The following is a 19,627-nucleotide window of genomic DNA, read 5'->3' on the forward strand; positions in this document are numbered from 1 at the left end:
GGTCTGGTGACCAAGTATTTTGGATATTAGATTCATTCTCGCTGCACAGTGACGCCCACCGAAAAATCTTGATTCACAGGAAGGTTTCACAAGAGTGTTTTGTGGGATTGTACTAGGGTGATTATTGCAGATGAAATGAGCCACTCTATAGTTAAACGATTAGTCTTAAATATAAATTCATGAAGGCTTCTTGTATAATTTGTTGTATGCGTTCAAGCATAACACTAATATATAGGAGGTTGGAGTCTCTGAAGAAGATACGAATAGTGATTTTGATTTTTAGGATAAATCGAGTTTGATATATTTCTTATTGAAAAACTGTCGTCGAATATATATATAGTTATAAATGAAAATAAGCAAGTAATACACCCTTGTAGATATACTTGCTTCTTTTCGTTTAAACATTCTTACAAATTACTGCTTGTATTCGCCCCGAAATTACTTCCAATTAACGCAACTCTTTTTGGAGTAACTCCTTTATAGTAACCTTTATATAGTAGATTATAAGGAACCTTTATACCAACACTACGGTTGTCAAAAACTCCAGTCCCACCTAAGACATAAGCTTGCCAAACAATTTTCGAACAATATGTTGGGTCTAAGCCTTTCAAATTAGTTGTAATTGAATAGCTAGCATTCGCATGATTTCTCACATAACTAGTAGCCCAGTTTGCTGCCGTTTTTGCTTTAGTAGAGCTATTTATACGAACTACTTTAGTATTTTTATATTTACTAAACCAATCTTTTAAACTCAAATTTCTTGGGTTTGCTTTAGTATTTGCGATTGATGAAAACATTATACCGTTGGATGTAACAATTCCCGCATGTCCTGAAAATCCACTTGAACTTGTACTGTTTGTAACTAAGATATCTCCTGCTTTTGCTATAACCTTAGTACCAGGATATGTATATGTAGCAGCTGCCATAGTACCAAAAGAACCAGGTGACTGGGCAGGAACAGATATTACTTCTACTTCTTCTGTTGTAGTTAACCCATATTCACTAAGTTCTTCATCGTCATTTACATCAACTTCTTCTAGAGTACCTAAATTGCTATCAATACTACCTACAAACTCTTCGTAAGATAGATTGGGATCTATTACTCCTTCTTCTTGAAGACTATCAAACTTTTCGATTGAAATAACGTCATTATTTTCTTCCGTTTCAGACGCCTCAGCTTTTCCATTAAAACTAAACGAAACTATTAGAAGAAAAGCCAAAAAAGAAAATAAAATAAATTTACACTTTTTCATTACTAAATTTCCCTTTTATGTAGTATTATAATACTAGATTAATATAACACAAAAAGTATAAAGGAGGAATAATAATTAGTAAAAAAATGTTTATAATTTCATTTATTTGTATAATTTTAGTGTTATTTGGAGGTTTCAAGATTAATGAATTCTTTAATGGGAATAAATCAAAATTAGAAGAGGCTAAAAAAGATGTATATGATTATTTGATTGAAAAAGAAGGTTATAAGGAAGATGACATCTTAGAAATTGAACCGTCATATAGTTTTGTTGAAGCTCCTGAAAATGCTTATTTTGCATTCGTGAGATTTAAGGACAATCCTAGCGAGAAAGTTTACTATTCTCGCACTGTAAGAGATGATGAGACTATTATTAGTAGAAATTAATATATTGTGGGGAGGTGAAGCGTGAGATTCCAATAGAACCGGCGTTTATTGGGGCGCTATCCCTTGTTCGGTTGCGAGTGGGGGAATGGATACTACCTGCTGTTATTGCGGCAAGGGTACTTGGGATCAAACGAGTGTATTTACCTTATAAAGTATGGTCACAGGGACGCCTCGAAAAATCTTGATTCACTTTGACTTGTCGATTGATATTCATTTGGAAATGAATATCAATCGACAGAGAGGTGATAGTCGGACTGTACTTTCGCTGTTTTCCATTTAGACGTTTTGTAAGGTTGGGATGGTAGAGGGGAAAATGCGAATTTCTCCTCATCCTCTGGTGTAGAACTAACTCATGGTCACAGTGACGACCCGAAATTTGTCGAAGATTGATAGGGAATTAGATTGTGTGAATGATAAACTTAAATAGCGATGATTATTGCAGATGAAATGAGCCACTTATGAGGAGTTTTGAGCCAGTCATTGCGGAGAAAAGAGCCGCCCTTTGCGGAAATTGCGAGCCATCACTTTAGGTCACGGTGACGCCCCGTTTCGTTCGCAATTTGTGTGCTGATTGCATTCATAACTATATCCTTCCTCTCCATTTGACATCCATTATTTCTGAAGTTGATTCTCCATTGATTTTGCCAGTTCATTTGGCTCTACTATTCTACTACATCAGCCAATAAAGTAATGTTTACAGCGACTGAAAATTAATTCCACTCACTTTTGCTGTTTCTGTTAAATCTACTAAAATACCATCTGCAATAGCATCTTCTCTTCTCATAGATATGATATTATCTAAAAAATATTTTCTAATTCAATTTTTCAGCCTTTCCATTAAATAAAAAAGCCACCTCTAATTAATTAGAAAGGTAGCTCTATATTTTAATACTATTTTAACTTAGTAACTTGAATTAAAATACCTGCTAAAACAAGTAAAAATCCTATTGTTATTGGTATTAATGAGAATATTACCAAGTTTCCTGCAAAAACAGCCGGGTCACCAGCTTCAGAATACATAGTGAATTCCATTCCAATCTTCTGACTCAGCAAAATCAATAATAAGCCAAGTATTTCTAATACAACACTAAAAACACTAATTTTTTTTCTCATTTTTTCACCACTTTAAACGTAATTGTGCATAAGCTTTGAATTGTGTATCGAAACTCTTTTTAACTTCGGGAGCTTTAAAGGATATTTCTAAACTTCCATCAACACCGCTTGTTCCACCAGTAGCTCCAATAGAGAAAGAATCAACGCCAAAGCTTACATTCTTCGTTTGATGCATATAAACGGCTCCGGCATTTAACCATTTTGTATTCCAAGTTGTGTCTTTTTCTAATTTCACCTGCATTGTTTGAACAATATCTTGTACTTCATATACATCCCAATCATCTTTTAAATTCTGGACTAAACTAATTCCTGTTTTATTAACATCCCATAGGTTAGCTTCATTCACTCTATCATACGTATATGTAATTACTTTTTTCTTACCATTCCATGGATTTACTCCAGTTGCTACTTGTGTTCCATATAGTGACGACAAAATATAATTGTAATCATCTGTTGAATCCCAAGCTACAGATATAATATCTTTTAGTCTATTTGCAGGAACCTTTTTCCAATCCATTTTAGCAGTTAGTAAGAAAGTATTGCTTGTTAATTTTTTTATAGTGATAGTTAACTTTTTATAGTTACTGTTACTATTAGTGCCTGTTGTACTGGAAGCCAATCCTCCATCATCTGCAACTGCAAACAGTGAAACAGAATCATTACTTAAAGCTTTTTGTTTAATTGATTGGGCAGCTTTACTATCATCTTCTAATATTTCTTGAGTATTTTCTTTCAATTCAGATACTTCTTCATTAAACTCTGCTTGTGTTAAAATTTCTTGTTCCGTATCAATAACTTCAGGGTTTTCTTCGTTAACCCAATTTTCATCCTCAAAGTATTCAGTCGTTTTTATGAATTCTGTGACAACCTGTGTGTCTAAAACGGCTTCTTCTTTTGTGGCATTATATTGTTCTTCCGTCATGTTATTAATATAATCATCTATATATCCTAACTCTTTTAATCTGTTTCTCTCTGTATCTGAAATAACGACACCATCACTAACACCATTTACATTACCTTCTTTTTGTGTTTCGTTTGTTTCTGCTTTTACTAGATTATTACTAGAAACAATAATTAAAAAAACGACTGCACAAATTAATAGTTTTTTTAAAAACATTTTTGTAATATATTACCTCCTAATTATGATAGATTAAATATATGACAGAAATTGCAAAAAGTAAACAAAGTTCTAAAAATTGCAACTTTTTTATGAAACGAATTTTTCGTTTACTTAAAAAACACCACTACAGGTTTGGTCACAGGGACGCTCCGAAATTTGTCGAAGATTAATAGAGAGTTAGATTGTGTGAGTGTGATGAACTGAAATAGCAACTGAATGGTGTAAGGGTGGTTGGTTGTTGAGCTTTCTTCCTTTTAGGAAAGGAAGAGATGATCATAGAAACATTTCTTAAATTTCTTCATGAAGTTCAGAAGGTGATTACAGCCACATAATTTCACCACTCTTGCCCATGCTTTTTACAAGGTAAGCGTCAATAAACTAGGCCCCACCTATTAATTTAGATGGAGCCTAGTTTAGTTGGCAAGCAAAAATTTTTATCACTTGCCAACTGTTCTTGTAGGATAACTTTAGTAATTCACTGAAAACCTAAGAGCCTTTCTTAAATGTAATATGGAGGGGGGCATTCAAAATATGTACCTCCTTTAATGGTGTTGCTTGCTGCTTTGTTTGGGCAATATATTCAAGTGGGACCGAAAATTATTTCATTTTATTATTTACAATTTTTTTATATACTACTTTGTATATTCAAATCGTACTAGAAAAATCAAGAAACTGCTGTTTATTTTAAAAGCTTATTTATTCAAATTAAAGAATCAAAAAAAGAAGATAAGCACCGAACCAAAAAATGCTCTAAATAAAGGTATGGTTACTTTTCCCCGAATTTATACATGTGTACTAATAGGGGCTCGCTGCACAGGGACGCCCCGAAATATGTCGAAGATTGATAGAGAATAAGATTGTGTGAATGATAAATTTTGGAGGGTGTTGGCGTTTTGCCTTTTCCAATGGCGAACCAAGATTTAAAAAGTAGACAATTGTAACCGTCAAGTAGAAATGGTTCTTACGCTAATTAGATGAAGTGCACCAAACAAATAAAGGTACACGTTTATGTTTACTTAAAACAATGAGTAAACAACTCACTATACATGTACTTTCAATTAGTATATTATTACGTTATAACAGTATTACGTAATAATTGTATAAACGGTAAGATGCTTGCATATAATAAGGAGGAGAACAAAATGGCGGTGACTAATGTGGAACGTAAAATTGTACGTATCGGCAATAGCCTTGGTATCACATTACCACAAGAAGTGCTTGATCATCTGAAGGTGAAACAGGGCGATGAAATCAAGCTACAGCTTGAGAAGGATGGTACCGTATCCTTTAAACGACAAAAGAAACTGAATTACGATGCGTTAGATGGTATTGACCAGGATTTCCTTGATGGTATGCAGGAGTTATTCGAAAACTACGATCAGACGCTCAAGAATTTGGTGGATCGTTAAATAAATGGTCAGGTATTTACATCAAAAAGAACTCATCCTCATCAATGCTATGTTAATTAAAAGATACAGTCCTGGAGAGCAAATGGGGGTTAAGGACACAGCACTATTGGATAGTGCCATCAACCGGCCAAAACAAAGTGCTTTCGGTGAAGAAGCTTATCCTACCATCTGGTTAAAAGCTGCCGCATTATACAGCAGCATTGCCCAAAACCATGCTTTTCATAATGCAAACAAAAGAACTGCGTTTGCTGCAATGAAGCAATTTTTATGGGTCAACAGCTATCAGTTCGTTGCCCCTCAGAAAGAAGCAGAGGACTTTACTGTAGAATTGGTGGCAACAAAACCACCGATGGATATTCAGGAAGTTGCTAAATGGATTGAGAAACATACAAAAGAAAGATAAAAGGTATATGTAAATGTTTATGTTTGCGTATACCTTTTATCTTAATTACTCAACTTTCGCACCTTGAATAAAGATCCTGTTTCTTGAGGTCACAGGAACGCCCCGAAAAATCTTGTTTCACAGGTATGTTTCACTTTGATTTGTCGATTGATATTCATTTGGAACGGAATATCAATCGACAGAGAGGTGATAGTCGGACCGTACTTTCGCTGTTTTCCATTTAGACATTTTGCAAGGTTGAGATGGTAGAGGGGAAAGTGCGAATTTCTCCTCATCCTCTGGTGTAGTCACTGTGTGACCATGAATTAATGATTCTCCTCCAATTGTAAAATCACTTTCGTAAAAACTATAAAATCATTAATGTGTTTTTCTAGAATCGCCTCTAATATATCTAGCTCTAACGTCTGGTAGTCATGTACAGCAATATTTCGGAATCCGACCATATTCATCAATGTATTTGCTAAGCTTTTTTCAATTAATCCAGCATTTAGTAGCAATTTAAATGCTTCACGACTCGCTTTTGGTACTCCAAGCTTGCGTTTACTGACAATATGCATCGCTAAATCGATGCTCGCCTCACAAGCACGTTGAATATTTAAAATGATACTATCCTGTTTTGTAAAGTCCGTTAAGTTTGCAGGATTGTCCTCGTACACTTCATGAATACGTTTAACACAACGTTCAATTGTCGTCGCTTTATTTAAAATAACATCATTCATTGCCGAATACACTCCCTCTTTCTTTGATCGCACTAATAATTGTAGCACGCTGCTCACTTAACGTAGCATACATGCTATAAGCACGCATTTTTTGGCGTGTAAATTCGTTCTCGTCATGTATATAAATCGGATTACCTTGCTCAAAAATCTGCATTGTAAATACTGTATCGATTTGTTTAATGTCGACTAAATCGACTTCCCGACCGGCAATTGCAGCAAGCTCAGAAGCGAGCATAAAACGTTCATAAGATGATAGCTTCTTGTCACTGAAATAAGCAAGATCGATATCACTTGCATCATGTGTCGTGCCTTTAGCGAATGAACCAAATAGAATGACGAAGGCTGGGTTTGTTTCTAGAATGATTTTATCAACTAACTTCTTTTGTATTTTTTCTTTTAGCATGCTTATCACCGTCCTTTCTCATATTATAAAGCTTATAAGGATAAACCGCACATATAGGGATAGGGACATGGGGTCAGGTTCCTTGTCCCAAACTCTAGAGATACACCGAAAAATCCTGTTCACACTCACAGGAAGATATCTGTGGGATTGCAGATGGAAAAATATACGATACCAAAAAGGTAATAGATTAGGAGCTTAGTTCTTGGTCACAGTGGCGTCCCAAAATAGATAAATTTTCTTTTTCTAATCTAGGGTTAAATGAACAACTAACTGTTTGAATTTCCCCTTGTCCAGCAATAAGATTGGTAATCCCTTTTTCACTTAGGCATCTTTTTAAGGTATTTAATGTTTTTTGAATTATCATATTTATCCTCCAATGTTAATAGCTAGACCACCAAGAATTAACAACTTGTTGATGAATTTCTCTTGGTAATGGAAAGAGGTTATTAAAGGTATTTTTACCACCATACTCTCTAGGAGTAACATGATGAATATCATAATTAAACCAATTCCATTTTGGATTACCATACTTATCAATATAGGCCTTAATATATTTGTTTCTTTGTGTACTACTATCCCAAGTTACTCGTTTGTTAATAGGTACAACAGACATATTAGCCTTTGGTGGTCTAGGCATATATTTTTTATTGTGCTTATTTTGAATGGTTGGATATATGGCTGCTTTTTTATTGGCTAAGACTGGTTTTAATTGACCTGTTGTAGTTTTTGGATAGGAGCCTAACCATGCAGCGGTTGTAACACTTCTAGATATCCAAAATCTGTATTGATGATTTCGCTCTGAAAAAGAGAAAAAGTTACGGTACGACCTATACAATGGTAGAGTCATTGACATAATACAATCAAGAGACAAAGATGACGTTGTCGCTTGGCTCGCTGAATTTCCAAATTTGAAATATGTTTCAAGAGATGGATTTCATACATATGCTTCTGCTATTCGAGAATCTCATCCAAAAAGCACATCAGTAATCGATTTCATTTAGTGAAAAACTTGACGGATGCGATCACGCAATGCATTTATAAATTTTTATCCGCACGAATTGCCATTCCTTTGACAAAGGAAAAGAAGGTGATGAACGAATTACTGAGTAGTAAACCTTCGCAACGTGATAAAATTCTACTGGTTAAGTCCTTGGCTTCTCAAGGACGAACGGCACAAGAAATCAGATTTCTAACGAAATACAGTCTTCAAACAATTCGAAAATATATTAGAATGACCGAAGAAGAAATCCCCCAAAATTCAGATGATCGACGTGACCGTAATCATAAGGAAGCTATTCAAAAGATCATGGGTAGAGTCGAAGAAGTAAGGGCCTTACAGAAAAAGGGATATAGTATAAGAAAATAGTAGATAAGACAGGCCATACAAAGAAAACAATAAAAAATTATTTATCTCCCGACTTCAACCCTATCCATGGTCAATATGGTGTACGGCGTCCGGGAAAACTGTCTCCATTTAGAAATGAAGTCATTTCATTGCGCTCGAAAGGAACACCTTATAAAGACATCTATACAACCCTTTGTAAAAAAGTATATACAGGTTCTATAGCTGCCATTAGGCAATTCATAGCGAAGGAAAAAAGGCTACAAAGAGATTTAAAAGACTATGATGCCATCAGTTCTACTGAAATCATAGAAAGAATATGGCTATTAAAGTTACTCTATAGGCCGCTAGAAAAAGTGAAAGCACTCACCCATGAACAAGTAAAGAACGTTGTTCAGAAGTATCCTTTATTGGGCAAATTGCATCATTTAGTTTGGTATTTTAAAGAGATTCTTCTTTCAAGGAAGGAAGATTCCTTACAGGCATGGATAACAGAAGCTGAAAGCCTCGAACTAAGTGAATTAACTAGTTTCTTGAACGGAATAAAAAGGATATAGATGCAGTAAAAAATGCATTTATGCTTCCCTATAATAATGGATTAGCTGAAGGAAGTGTCAATAAGTTAAAAACTATCAAACGCATCATGTATGGTAGAAACAGTTTTGAACTTCTAAGTAATAAATTATTACTGCTTGAATCACGCAAATTCAACTAACCTTGGAAAGAACCTATTTGACGCTTACCTTAATCTGCAATAATCATTGCTATTTAAGTTTATCATTCACTCAATCTAATTCCCTATCAATCTTCGACAAATTTCGGATCGTCACTGTGACCATGAGTTTAAGTTCCCTCCAAAGTTTATTAATATCATTCAACAGTGCTTTATAATGATCCTCCTAAAATACTTTTTAACTAGCCTCCCAATTGTGTAAGTACCTCTTCTCACAAACTATTTACACTCTAACATTAAATGGTAAAATCTCTTTGTTTCTCACACAATAGACTCAAAATAATATCCTATTCCGATACGATGACAACAGCTATTTTAAGTTGCTATTCATGAGGCGTCGCTGTGATCTAGAATTTAACACATCAACCTTTCAATAAAGGTAAAAAGGGATAGGTACATTTCACTAAGTAAGAAATGTACCTATCCCTTTTTCTATTTACATACAAAACTATCAATATTATAATACTAGTATCGCTAGAGTGATTAATTGGTTACTCAGTATACCCAATACCTAGTAATCCTTACAAAGTGTTGGCGCACCTTGTAAGACTACTACGATATTTTATTTATACTTCTTGATTCTCACTAGACTACTGTCAAATGCTTGTTTAAATTCCAGAACTCGCTTACTTAATTTATGTTTGATAACATCATTATAATTTAGCGTTTACAATAAATTTACTACTATCAATAATATAGGTCGGAGAAACATAAGTTTGATTATTATCCCCTAAATCAAATTTGTATTTTGCACCAAAATAATATGACTGAAATACGAATTTTGAGCAATAATTCACATCAATTTTATGTGTTGCAGAAGTTATAGAATAGCTTTTTACTTTATTTAAGTTATTTTTAGCCCAAGTTCCTGCCAAAAAACGATTTCCTGATGAGGTGTTTGGTCTATAAACACCAACAGTATTATTGTTGAACCGGTCAACAAAGTTACTAATTGAATTTACTTGAGTAACATCAGACCATTTTACAACATCATAGACTTTATAATCTGGCCCTACAATACCAACATGTCCAACATAATATGTATCCCATCCTGAAAACATTTTTGTCCCAATTATATCACCTACTTGCACAGTTGTGCTTGTACCTGGATACTTAGGAGCTCCACTACCTGTATTACTATCAGCAAAAGTACTAAAATCATCCGCATAAGAAGAGAATGGAAAAAGTAATATAATTATAAAAGCAAAAAAGAATCCTAGAAATATTTTTTTCATTAATAACCTCCTATTATATTATTATAGTATCTTTAATATAAATACTATTATATAATTAGAATTGCATTAAATCCCATTAATTGGAATATATCAGGAGGCTATTTTTTGAAAAATATGAAAAAAACAACTATTTTTACTATATTAATTTCTTTTATTGTAATTCTCTTAGTCTCTCTATATTTTTTCAACAGTTTCTCAAACAAAAAAAATCAGGTTAGACTCTCTCTAGAAGATCATTTATATGAAAATATGGATTATTCCAAGGATGATATTAAAAGCATTGATATTAATAACGCTATGTTCGGTTTTCATGCAGTTGTAATTTTCAATGATGAAAGTGATATAGCATATACATACATGTATAGACCTGAAAATAAGACCGTTTATCAACATTCTGTAAATAAAACTAATGGAGATGATGCTTCTGATACCGAGCTTAAACATTTAGAAGAGGAACCAAAATAAAATAATTTTAAACCCTTGGTGCATACTCTTGGTCACAGTGACGGCCCGAAATTTGTCGAAGATTGATAGAGAGTTAGATTGTGTGAATGTGATAAACTGAAATAGCAACTGAATATTGTGAGGGTGGTTGGTTGTTGTGCTTCTTTCCGTTTAGGAAAGGAGGTGATAATCATGGAAACATTTCTTGAATTTCTTCGTGAAGTTCTGAAGGGGATTGTGCGTGAGATAAGCGCCTATTTCTTTCGGAAGAACATATTAGAAAACAAGAAAACCACCCTACGCCGTCGCAAGCAAAAGGGTGGTTCTCGACCAAAATAATATTTAATTGACAACCACACCCTGACGGTAGAGGTTGCAGGGAGAAGTGTTCGCGCACTTCTCTTTTTCATTATATACGTTTATTATATAGCTTATAACAATTGCTTTCAACTATGTGTCAAAATTTAGGTCACAAGCAAGAAAGCCAGCAATGCCTAGTATACCTACAACCATTACGATGAAAATGCTCATTCTCATTAAACCTCCATTCCTATTGCTAGTATATGAATATTTATCACGACAACGCGGAATTAACGTAGAATTCTGAAATGACTGACTGTTATAATTATAACAAATTTATGGAAACAGAGATGCCATAAAAAATTATGTTTCATGGGAGGGGGATAGTGTGATGCATTTTGAATTTGAACAGATTAAGTACAGTTTGTTTCTCTGAAGGCTGTCTAGAATATAAATTTAATTTCTAAAATAACAATCCAATTCATTATTTATTCGAGAAAAGCATAGAGGAAGTTTTGCGTTATCTTGGTAGTGAAATAATGAATGGCCACGTGATTATTATCGTCTTCTAAATATTTTTCGAAGTAAGAAAAATATTAGTATAGTTAAAAGGAATGCTAGTCTGAAATACCCAGGTATTAAGCCGATAATCCATATACTTGTTGTGATAGTTGCAAATGATAAATATTCTATATACTTAACATGTTGCCATTTCTTCTTGTTTAGTAGAATGATCATATATGCAATGATAGGTGCTACTATTGATATAAAGTATATAAATTTTTCTTTTGTGTACCATGGATTTCTTTTCATTTTTATACCCATTCTTTCTTTTATTTTATAAAAATAAGGCTTATAACAGTTAAAAACTTATGCTTGTAGAATCTAAATATATTAATGTAGTATAAATACTATTACTTTTGCTCCAATTCCTGCTAAATAAAACATAAGACTGATAGTGGATTGAAGATATGTCCCTTTGCTCTTGGTTTCTTTCGGAAAACTTTATATTAGTAACAATATGTCTTTTTAAGGAGATGATCGGATGCTTAGTGAAATAGTAGAAACTTTAATCATTCTGTGGGCAGGAAAAGATATTAGTTATTATCCGACCGAGGAACAAAAGAATCAGAATCTAAAATTACTTAGAAACGAACAATGGTTTAAAGATTTATTTTCAGAGCATACAGAGCTGTTTTTGAAGAATAAAAAGCTCCGTCATTTTATTGGAGCAGTTAACCCCCAAATAATCTTAGCTAATCCAAAAAAGAAAAAAAGGTTTGAAGAAGATCTAATCTATCTTATAAAGATTATAGAAAAACATCAAAAATAAGATTGAGTGAAGGAAGCGGATTTAAAAGAGTCACAAAAATACGAAATATGCGCGGCCTTTGGGCTGCTTTATGTTGTTATTTAAGCCTTTCACAGCATGTATTGACTAAAAAATAACAGAATAGAACATAATAAACACATGTAATTTAATACATAGAATAATACACATTTAAATACACATTATAATACACAATTTCATATTTATAGTATATAATGGGAGGTGAAAACAATTATGAAAGAAAAGGAGATGAGTAAATTGTCTGCCAAAGCAATCGAAGAAGTACAAAAAATCCGTCATGGTTTCCAAATGGGGAGCAGAGTAGGAGTCACACAGCTAGGTCGATCCACACAATGGCGTGAAGATTTGGACCGATTAGCTGCAATGGAGGTTGTGGATCGTAACGAAACAAAAGCAATTTTACTCAAGCCGGAAGTGTATCAAGCGATGATCGAGTATATGTCCTTATTAGAACGTAAAAAAGAAGAATTAGAAGTAGAAATCGAAACAGCAGAAGTGGAACAGCTATATGGATATCGTTTAAAACGCAAAGAAGCAGAGTATGTTAGGGGTGGAAAAGAAGCTGCAGAAGATGCGGTTACCCTTTTCTTATCTAATCCAGAAAAGTTTAGGTCTCCACTAGATGATGATAAGTAATGCCAAGATAGCTGAAACGATTGCTCAAATTACTACCATATCGGGCATTCAACATGTACCGACAGATGTTATTACCGACGTTATAAATTTAGCAAATGCTTTTCCGAACGATTTCGATTTCGATTCCGCCGCTGACAATGTTATTCGATCGATTATTCAAATTAAAAGAAACCCCCATATCGGAGGACTGCTCCGAGATAATTATGTGGGTTATCGTTCTTTTCATTATCAAAGTAAAAGAGTAAACAAGCACCCAGCCGATATGCGTACCATATATCGATATCGTGAAGATAATGGAGTTATCTATCTTCATGGATTTGGTCACTGTCATAATCCGGATAGTGTCTATAAAAGATTTCAGGGCAGATAACAATCCTTTACGGGACTGTCAAATGAGGCTGGGACATAAGTATTTCAATCAAAAACAAACACGAACTATAATGTAATTAAATTACATTATAGTTCGTGTTTGTTTTTTAGAAAAAGGTTTAAAAACGAAGTGAAATGGAGCGGAGGACGCTCGACTCCTGTGGGAAATAGAGGAAAGGCTGAGACCCCGCAGCGCAGCGAGGAGGCTTAGCTTCCTCCCCGGCGCATCGTGCGTCCGTAGCGCAATGGAACGACTTAGTTTTTACACTTATCTAGATTTAAAAACATAGATAACCATCATGAGAAAGTAGCCTTATTTAAGAGATAAATTAAAGATTGTTCGTCTTTAAAGATTAGTTATTTAGTTTTGTCCCACCTTCTTTTTTATATGGGACAAGATGCCGGATTCCTTGTCCCATATAATTACTTGGAAGAAAAACGATTGAATTATCATAGGTTTATTCCATAAACAGTATTATAATGGATGGTATATCCAGTTAATGGATTGTATTGTTGGATATTTATGAAATTTGTATTAGTTCTTATTATTTATTATGAAGAGAATTGAAGGGATGGTTTTACTGCATCCTTGTCTTTATAAGATATAATAGGAAAAATCATAGTTGTTAAAATGTAATCAAGGATAGAGGAAAGATTATCTATTAAAGAATTCAAACTACAGTAATCGAAACAAGTTCTAATGGATGGAGTAAAGTAAAGGTGAATAATAAAACAGGATGGGTTTCTAGTAAATATCTATCTACCAAAAAACCAGTCGTTACAGAAAGTACTTCTCCTAAAGAAACTTCAACTTCTGATTCTAAAAAGCCCACTACACCTACTCAAAGCACGCCTGCATCTAGTGGTAACGTAGCGGATCAACTGAAAACGATTGATGCAAACCAACAACTAATTCTCGTTACAACAAATGGATCGAGTACAAGTTCCGCAACCATTCGTACATTTGAAAAGGATTCAAAGGGAAAATGGACCCAGTTACTTAACATTGCAGGCTATATTGGTAAAAAAGGATTCGCTACTCCTTCCGCTATGAGTGAAGGCGGGAAGAAGGCTCCAATCGGAAAATATACAATTGGGACAGCATTCGGGCGTTATGATAACCCTGGTACTAAATTACCTTATCGGAAAATTACGAGTGATGATGTCTGGATAGATGATCCTAACTCAGAGCTATACAACACTTGGCAATCAAAAAGCAAAACCCAAGACCAGTGGAACAGTGCCGAAAACATGAATATTGCAGCTTACAATTACGGATTTGTGATTAATTACAATACAGCACGAACTCCAAATAAAGGGAGTGCGATTTTCTTCCATGTTAGCAGTAGTTACACTCTCGGTTGCACCGGTACATCTCAAGCAAACGTAATAAGCATCTTAAAATGGCTAGATCCAGGAAAAAATCCTGTAATTATCCAAACCCCTGTTTCAGGATTAGGAAACTACTAATAAAGGGATGGTTTCAGCAACTCCTCGCATATCATGTTTCACGAGAATTTTAGACTTTTCCTGTCTAAGTTTAAAAAAATCCTGATTATAAAATTGGGATTTTTTTAATTATAGAAGATGGAAGACGGTTTTCTTATAGTGTCATTTATTAAAATCATTAGTTTGATTTTGAATGTCTATCCCAATAAAATTTAACGCACAAAAAATAGCGACTGAACTATTGCTGGTTGGCTGTTTTGCTTTTGAATATTAGAAAATAAGAAAAAGCTCACGGAGTTTATGTTGGTTACAATAACACAGAATATGGATATCATTCACACTTTACTACGGGGGAACTTATGAAAATTCATTATTATTTAGGCTGGTTTAATAATTTTTTCCCAGCGAAGTTGAGCAGGGTATTACAGGAGGATATAACCGATAGAAAATCACTTGTGATGATTAGCTCAGATCCATTTTTTTATGAAATGGATGGTGCTACGGAGCGTTCGTGGTTTGACCAGGCTGGCATTATGTTTGATGAATATCATTTAATAAATTATCGAGTACAGAAGGAAGAGGCCAATAGCATCATTCAAAATGCCTCCGTTATTTTCTTATTGGGCGGAGATACGATTAAACAAAATGAGTTTTTAAGGGATTATGAATTGTCTGTTGCTATTAAAAAAAGCAGAGCTGTTGTAATGGGAGCGAGCGCTGGTGCAATTAACATGTCTGCTAAGTGGTTATGCTCGAAAAGCTTTGGCTATAACATTGAAACCAGTTCTGTTTACGAAGGAATCGGTCTGGACGATTTTTCCGTCCTGTCTCATTTTGATCTTGAAAATAATCTTCCATTGGTTCAAGACGAACTATCTCACTTATCGGAAGAAATGAATATTTACGCATCGAACAAAGATTGCGCAGTACGTGTAAAGGACGATAAAGTCGACATTTTAGGCAATGTCTATTTAATTTCCCGCTCAATGATTCAAAAACTAGATGAGACGCTCTGAATTTTTGATTATAGGGATGAGCTGAATAATCTTGTTTTACAGGAATATTTCGCGGCTGTAACCCACTGCAAGAATAGTCAAACTAGTAAAATACTATCCTCAGAGTAGCCATCAATAGAAGAAGCAAAGGGAAGAAAGTTAGCTTATTGCAAACTTCTAGGGGCAATGGTAACGCCCCTAGAAGAAAAAGCCTCTATTAGCTATTCGTATGATATTTCATTTACCTACATAAGGTTACTGCTTATTGTTCTTCCTCTTCCTGAAACAACATGTCCACCTCGTCCCTCACTTCCATAAGAAACGATGTTGCATCAATCTGCAATACATCACAAATGGCATGAAATAGTCCTGTGGCTGGATGGGAATGGCCAAGCTCGACATTGTTGACATGGTTGATACTAAAGCCTGTATCTTCTGCAAGTTTCTGTATGCTTACATCACGTATTTTTCTTCTATTTCGAATATGTCTACCTAATACGGTCATGTAAGTTTTGCTTTTATAAAGCTCATTAGACACGGTTATCCCTCTTTTTTCCTCATTATCTAAAGAGAAAAAAGTAATGACCATAAAGGATAATGTGTGTTTTTCTATATTTTTACATATTCAACAAGAAAATTTTCAAATAAAATGTTTTCTGAATAAATAATTGTATTCCTTACAAGACAATCTACTCATTAAGTGCCTTCTTGCATAACCAAGTTCGATACATTTGCTTTTCTAATATATGTAAGGATTCATTCATCTTTATTTCTCTGCCATTTTTAAATTGGATAATAGAACGATAGTTGCCTTTAGTTGGTTTAATTTCGTCGACATGATGGAAGAATATCCAACTGCAATGAGCTTGGTTTGGGGAGGTAGTTGGAAATGCATAGATGTTTTTTTGTGGATTAATGGGAATCGGAATTTTCTTATGAATGCCTGTCAAATAAGTCATTGAAGTCCTCCTGCCATTATACTCAGCGCCCCCTCGCTTTGCCGCTAGCTTAATTAATTCCAATGGCGTTTGTTTCACAAATAATTCTCGCTTTCCCTCCAGTACGATAGTCTGATAGTCTAGCTGAAAAGCAGGTGTTAGTGCATTTGTTTCTTCATTCACATTGTACGTAGTAAGAATTTCTTTCATTTTGGATACTCCTTTTTAAGTGGATTTTTTCATGGAGTAGGGAGGCGTGTCCCGTTATCTTAGGTGGGGATGGAGGAATTTCATTAGCAGAGATAAAGTATGTGTAATGGTGAGCAATTAATCCTATATGAAATTATAGAAAAAAGGTGAAAGTACTAGCTCTATTTTCTCACTAACAATATTAACCCTCCTTTTCTCCTATTATCTATAAAAAATAGGAATTGAAAACCAAGTATAATGGGTATTTATGTAATTTTCTGATTTTTTATATAAATATACTTCGTTTAGTGTTCCTTTTCACTAACTCGTATTTCATTTTAAAGTAATTTTTGTTAATCTAACTAAAGTAAGGAATATTATTAGTAAAATAGTTAGATAGGAATGAGGACATGAGTGATTTAATCGTTGCAGTGGGGAAAGTATTGTTTAAGGTTGTCGAGTGGCTGTTAGATCAGCTGTTGGGGGATACTTACACTCATTTTAAAACTAGAATTAGTAAATGGCTACAAAGGAAAATAAAGGGGAAGTCCAAAAGGTATCAAACCATTCAACAAGACGATGGGGTACTTTGGATAGCAGGCCGAAAAACAAATTTTGTCGTTAGCGGTGGTTCTGGAGAATTTGCTTATGATCGAAATTATATCCAGACAAGGTATGATGATGAGTATTTCGAATTGCCTCAAGAATTGAAAGAGCTGCGAGACAAGATTGAAGCAAGAGAACAAATGAAAAAAGAGCAAGGCCTAAAGCATATGTACAATACATATCAGGTAGCCTTAACCAATGCTTTTCAAACAAACACGGATATTATTGAAAAACCATATCCAGTTTTACATTTCAAAAGATCTGATTATTATAACTTTCAAGCAACGGTGGCAAGCCTAGACAATTACCAATTAAGCAGTGGAGAAACGATTAGAGAAAAATATATCGATCAAGCCATACAGGATTTACATGTGCCTTCCGATGTCTTGTCCCAAGGGATTGGAATCGTCTTAACAGTCGTAACCGCAGACGAAAAAATTGTTCTTACAAGAAGAAGAGCAGATACAGGCATTCGTCCAAATGAATTGGATGTTAGTGTAGTAGAAGCAATTGATCCATATCAAGATGCAGTAGAAAATTCCAACGGAGAGCAAAATTCCCGTAAAACCATCGATCTCTACAAAGTAGCTATTAGGGGATTAAAGCAAGAATTAGGGATTGTAGCTAGTCCAGATCAAATCCATCTCCTCGGATTTGGTGTAGATTTAGAATACTACCAATGGAACATCATAGGCACGGTAAAAACAGAACTTACCTCCAGCCAAATTATCGAATTAAAGTCATCCGGCATTCATGGCATTAACGAATTATCCAAGATAGAATTCATCCACCATGACCATATCAAGGTTGCAGAAGTCCTCCGTGATCAGCCATTATGGAGTACCGCTCAAATTGCTCTGTATTGGACGATGGTATATGACATGGGGAATCCTAATAAGGTTTTTGCGGATAGGACTTTTAAGTCGGTTTTTGGGAGAACGTAGGGTGATAGATTTACTTTAGGGGAAGGTGTGTACATCCTCTGAAGTTACATCTGATTGATCTTTTTATTAAGGAAAAGCAGCAATCTCTATACTATGTGTTAGAAAGGAACAAGATAAATGGCTTTTTTAGAAAAAATACAACCACACTTACTCAGTCCAGATTTATTAATCCAGGAAACGATTTTATACGCAATTAATGATTATCCTGCCCTTCCTGCTGATTGGACGGTTCATTTATTGCAGGAGGCTTTTTCAAATAAAGATAAGCTATCTTCTATTTTAATTCATATAGAAAATCAGCCAATAACGGAAGAAGCATTACAAATTTTGATGGAAAAGGTACCGACAATGGACCGAACAAAGGTTCATCTGGCTTTGAAATTATTAAACAATGTGGAACCAGCACTAGCGATGAAATATAAAGAGGCCTTAAAAGGGTTTATTCCCGAAGATAATTGGTCCTTATTTGAACTATTAGTAGGCGGAGAAGAAGAGGAAGTTTATGAGAAATATGGAGAAGTTATAAATGCTATGGAGACAGCAAGTACATTCCCGTATCTTCTATTTAAGCAAGCTAAATATATCGCGAATTGTATAGTGAAAAAAGGCTGGATTACAGAAGAAGAAATAGATATGGTTTTCGCTGAAGAAATAGAGAACCAGTGGTTTTCTTTCAATGGTATCCTAAATGTCTATATGGTTGGTTTGCTAAAAATAGAAAAGTATATTCCCCTTTTAGCAAGCTTGCTAGAACGAGAAGAAGACTCATTATTAGAAGAAGTTTCCACAGCCCTTATTAGCTTTCAATCTGACAAAGTGGTGACTGCTGTAGAACCTTATGTGAAGAAGTCTGAATCCGTTATTTATGCCGCATCTATAGTTGAAAATATTAAAACAGATTTGGCAGTTAAGGTGTTAAGAGAAGCTTATTCCACATTCAACGATTTGGAAAATCAAGACACAGTAATAGAAGCTCTTTGTCATCAATTTTCAGAAGATGGACTTCCGGAAATAAGCAAATATATGAAGAAGGAATACTTTTCCTCTTTTATTGATATGGAACATACTGCCTACAGTTATTATTCCATTTTGGGTTTCGACCATCCAGAATTAGGGGATTGGAAAAAGGCTGCGCTGCAAAGAGAGCTAGCACATCAAGCAAATTTAAACCAAAATAGAAGTGATAAAGAGCCTATTCGTAAAGAAAATAAGGTAGGAAGAAATGATCCTTGTCCATGTGGAAGCGGAAAAAAGTATAAGAAATGTTGTGGGAAATAAATTAAAGAGAGA

At 34.5% G+C, this 19,627-nt stretch carries 27 protein-coding genes; 17 read left to right on the plus strand and 10 right to left on the minus strand.

What is annotated here, in order from left to right:
- Positions 1 to 407: 407 nt before the first annotated feature.
- The gene (locus ACTNDN_RS15150) at positions 408 to 1,253 is read right to left on the minus strand and encodes a YiiX/YebB-like N1pC/P60 family cysteine hydrolase (protein ID WP_441131391.1); all 846 of its coding nucleotides are present in this window, start codon (positions 1,251 to 1,253) and stop codon (positions 408 to 410) included.
- 86 nt (positions 1,254 to 1,339) lie between these two features.
- On the opposite strand from ACTNDN_RS15150, the gene ACTNDN_RS15155 reads away from it, so the two are divergent.
- A complete protein-coding gene (locus tag ACTNDN_RS15155) occupies positions 1,340 to 1,639 on the plus strand; it encodes a DUF3139 domain-containing protein (RefSeq protein WP_268817958.1) in 300 nt (99 codons plus the stop codon).
- 14 nt (positions 1,640 to 1,653) lie between these two features.
- Positions 1,654 to 1,824 carry a hypothetical protein gene (locus tag ACTNDN_RS15160; RefSeq protein WP_441131392.1) on the plus strand — a complete coding sequence of 57 codons (171 nt, stop codon included), beginning with the start codon at positions 1,654 to 1,656 and terminating at the stop codon, positions 1,822 to 1,824.
- A gap of 706 nt (positions 1,825 to 2,530) precedes the next feature.
- Here ACTNDN_RS15160 and ACTNDN_RS15165 read toward each other — a convergent pair.
- Together ACTNDN_RS15165 and ACTNDN_RS15170 are read right to left on the minus strand one after the other, a co-directional pair.
- Positions 2,531 to 2,752 (minus strand): hypothetical protein, encoded by a 222-nt coding sequence (locus ACTNDN_RS15165; protein ID WP_016205457.1) that lies wholly within the window; start codon positions 2,750 to 2,752, stop codon positions 2,531 to 2,533.
- Between the two features lie 4 nt (positions 2,753 to 2,756).
- Complete coding sequence (locus ACTNDN_RS15170) at positions 2,757 to 3,869, minus strand: hypothetical protein (protein ID WP_109769442.1); 1,113 nt, start codon at positions 3,867 to 3,869, stop codon at positions 2,757 to 2,759.
- Between the two features lie 1,145 nt (positions 3,870 to 5,014).
- On the opposite strand from ACTNDN_RS15170, the gene ACTNDN_RS15175 reads away from it, so the two are divergent.
- Positions 5,015 to 5,281 carry an AbrB/MazE/SpoVT family DNA-binding domain-containing protein gene (locus tag ACTNDN_RS15175; protein ID WP_051641024.1) on the plus strand — a complete coding sequence of 89 codons (267 nt, stop codon included), beginning with the start codon at positions 5,015 to 5,017 and terminating at the stop codon, positions 5,279 to 5,281.
- Positions 5,282 to 5,285: 4 nt separating this feature from the next.
- A complete protein-coding gene (locus tag ACTNDN_RS15180) occupies positions 5,286 to 5,684 on the plus strand; it encodes a type II toxin-antitoxin system death-on-curing family toxin (protein ID WP_048717670.1) in 399 nt (132 codons plus the stop codon).
- A gap of 305 nt (positions 5,685 to 5,989) precedes the next feature.
- On the opposite strand, the gene hepT is transcribed toward ACTNDN_RS15180, so the two are convergent.
- The 4 genes from hepT to ACTNDN_RS15200 all read right to left on the minus strand — a co-directional run bounded on the left by hepT (position 5,990) and on the right by ACTNDN_RS15200 (position 7,641).
- On the minus strand, positions 5,990 to 6,403 hold the full coding sequence (gene hepT, locus ACTNDN_RS15185; RefSeq protein WP_251629089.1) for a type VII toxin-antitoxin system HepT family RNase toxin: 414 nt from the start codon (positions 6,401 to 6,403) through the stop codon (positions 5,990 to 5,992).
- Positions 6,396 to 6,806 (minus strand): type VII toxin-antitoxin system MntA family adenylyltransferase antitoxin, encoded by a 411-nt coding sequence (gene mntA / locus ACTNDN_RS15190; RefSeq protein WP_349205339.1) that lies wholly within the window; start codon positions 6,804 to 6,806, stop codon positions 6,396 to 6,398. The genes hepT and mntA overlap by 8 nt, the downstream gene beginning before the upstream one ends.
- 187 nt (positions 6,807 to 6,993) lie before the next feature.
- On the minus strand, positions 6,994 to 7,170 hold the full coding sequence (locus ACTNDN_RS15195) for a hypothetical protein (RefSeq protein ID WP_441131393.1): 177 nt from the start codon (positions 7,168 to 7,170) through the stop codon (positions 6,994 to 6,996).
- A 15-nt stretch (positions 7,171 to 7,185) separates the two neighbouring features.
- On the minus strand, positions 7,186 to 7,641 hold the full coding sequence (locus ACTNDN_RS15200) for an HNH endonuclease signature motif containing protein (protein WP_441131394.1): 456 nt from the start codon (positions 7,639 to 7,641) through the stop codon (positions 7,186 to 7,188).
- A gap of 19 nt (positions 7,642 to 7,660) precedes the next feature.
- Between ACTNDN_RS15200 and ACTNDN_RS15205 the strand changes: the two genes are divergently transcribed.
- The 4 genes from ACTNDN_RS15205 to ACTNDN_RS15220 all read left to right on the plus strand — a co-directional run bounded on the left by ACTNDN_RS15205 (position 7,661) and on the right by ACTNDN_RS15220 (position 8,863).
- Positions 7,661 to 7,807, plus strand: a complete 147-nt coding sequence (locus ACTNDN_RS15205; RefSeq protein WP_441131406.1) for a hypothetical protein — start codon at positions 7,661 to 7,663, stop codon at positions 7,805 to 7,807.
- Positions 7,808 to 7,896: 89 nt separating this feature from the next.
- Complete coding sequence (locus ACTNDN_RS15210; protein ID WP_441131395.1) at positions 7,897 to 8,172, plus strand: hypothetical protein; 276 nt, start codon at positions 7,897 to 7,899, stop codon at positions 8,170 to 8,172.
- Positions 8,173 to 8,300: 128 nt separating this feature from the next.
- On the plus strand, positions 8,301 to 8,705 hold the full coding sequence (locus tag ACTNDN_RS15215) for a hypothetical protein (RefSeq protein WP_441131396.1): 405 nt from the start codon (positions 8,301 to 8,303) through the stop codon (positions 8,703 to 8,705).
- Positions 8,706 to 8,725: 20 nt separating this feature from the next.
- The gene (locus ACTNDN_RS15220; protein WP_441131397.1) at positions 8,726 to 8,863 is read left to right on the plus strand and encodes a hypothetical protein; all 138 of its coding nucleotides are present in this window, start codon (positions 8,726 to 8,728) and stop codon (positions 8,861 to 8,863) included.
- A 671-nt stretch (positions 8,864 to 9,534) separates the two neighbouring features.
- Here ACTNDN_RS15220 and ACTNDN_RS15225 read toward each other — a convergent pair.
- On the minus strand, positions 9,535 to 10,116 hold the full coding sequence (locus ACTNDN_RS15225; RefSeq protein ID WP_441131398.1) for a hypothetical protein: 582 nt from the start codon (positions 10,114 to 10,116) through the stop codon (positions 9,535 to 9,537).
- A 114-nt stretch (positions 10,117 to 10,230) separates the two neighbouring features.
- Here ACTNDN_RS15225 and ACTNDN_RS15230 point away from each other — a divergent pair, with 114 nt between their 5' ends.
- From ACTNDN_RS15230 to ACTNDN_RS15260, 7 genes are all read left to right on the plus strand, one after another.
- On the plus strand, positions 10,231 to 10,581 hold the full coding sequence (locus tag ACTNDN_RS15230) for a DUF3139 domain-containing protein (RefSeq protein WP_441131407.1): 351 nt from the start codon (positions 10,231 to 10,233) through the stop codon (positions 10,579 to 10,581).
- Between the two features lie 171 nt (positions 10,582 to 10,752).
- Positions 10,753 to 10,899, plus strand: a complete 147-nt coding sequence (locus ACTNDN_RS15235) for a hypothetical protein (protein WP_251629087.1) — start codon at positions 10,753 to 10,755, stop codon at positions 10,897 to 10,899.
- Positions 10,900 to 11,905: 1,006 nt separating this feature from the next.
- Positions 11,906 to 12,193: a hypothetical protein gene (locus ACTNDN_RS15240; protein ID WP_031540315.1), complete on the plus strand. Its 288-nt coding sequence runs from the start codon at positions 11,906 to 11,908 to the stop codon at positions 12,191 to 12,193.
- A 231-nt stretch (positions 12,194 to 12,424) separates the two neighbouring features.
- A complete protein-coding gene (locus ACTNDN_RS15245) occupies positions 12,425 to 12,847 on the plus strand; it encodes a hypothetical protein (protein ID WP_441131399.1) in 423 nt (140 codons plus the stop codon).
- Positions 12,834 to 13,217 carry a hypothetical protein gene (locus ACTNDN_RS15250; RefSeq protein WP_441131400.1) on the plus strand — a complete coding sequence of 128 codons (384 nt, stop codon included), beginning with the start codon at positions 12,834 to 12,836 and terminating at the stop codon, positions 13,215 to 13,217. Before ACTNDN_RS15245 ends, ACTNDN_RS15250 begins: the two co-directional genes overlap by 14 nt.
- Before the next feature lie 719 nt (positions 13,218 to 13,936).
- Complete coding sequence (locus ACTNDN_RS15255; protein WP_065429048.1) at positions 13,937 to 14,686, plus strand: L,D-transpeptidase family protein; 750 nt, start codon at positions 13,937 to 13,939, stop codon at positions 14,684 to 14,686.
- A 338-nt stretch (positions 14,687 to 15,024) separates the two neighbouring features.
- The gene (locus tag ACTNDN_RS15260; protein WP_031538583.1) at positions 15,025 to 15,681 is read left to right on the plus strand and encodes a Type 1 glutamine amidotransferase-like domain-containing protein; all 657 of its coding nucleotides are present in this window, start codon (positions 15,025 to 15,027) and stop codon (positions 15,679 to 15,681) included.
- 241 nt (positions 15,682 to 15,922) lie between these two features.
- On the opposite strand, the gene ACTNDN_RS15265 is transcribed toward ACTNDN_RS15260, so the two are convergent.
- Positions 15,923 to 16,198: a helix-turn-helix domain-containing protein gene (locus ACTNDN_RS15265; protein ID WP_031538585.1), complete on the minus strand. Its 276-nt coding sequence runs from the start codon at positions 16,196 to 16,198 to the stop codon at positions 15,923 to 15,925.
- Between the two features lie 151 nt (positions 16,199 to 16,349).
- Positions 16,350 to 16,808, minus strand: coding sequence for a competence protein ComK (locus ACTNDN_RS15270; protein WP_031538587.1), 459 nt, complete (start codon positions 16,806 to 16,808; stop codon positions 16,350 to 16,352).
- A 389-nt stretch (positions 16,809 to 17,197) separates the two neighbouring features.
- Between ACTNDN_RS15270 and ACTNDN_RS15275 the strand changes: the two genes are divergently transcribed.
- Both ACTNDN_RS15275 and ACTNDN_RS15280 read left to right on the plus strand, forming a co-directional pair.
- Positions 17,198 to 18,337, plus strand: a complete 1,140-nt coding sequence (locus tag ACTNDN_RS15275; RefSeq protein ID WP_048716973.1) for a hypothetical protein — start codon at positions 17,198 to 17,200, stop codon at positions 18,335 to 18,337.
- Positions 18,338 to 18,454: 117 nt separating this feature from the next.
- Positions 18,455 to 19,615 (plus strand): SEC-C metal-binding domain-containing protein, encoded by a 1,161-nt coding sequence (locus ACTNDN_RS15280; protein ID WP_048716977.1) that lies wholly within the window; start codon positions 18,455 to 18,457, stop codon positions 19,613 to 19,615.
- The last annotated feature ends 12 nt before the right edge of the window (positions 19,616 to 19,627 follow it).

The organism is Niallia sp. HCP3S3_B10, from assembly GCF_052064465.1.
In the GTDB taxonomy this organism is placed as follows: Bacteria; Bacillota; Bacilli; order Bacillales; family Cytobacillaceae; genus Niallia; species Niallia hominis.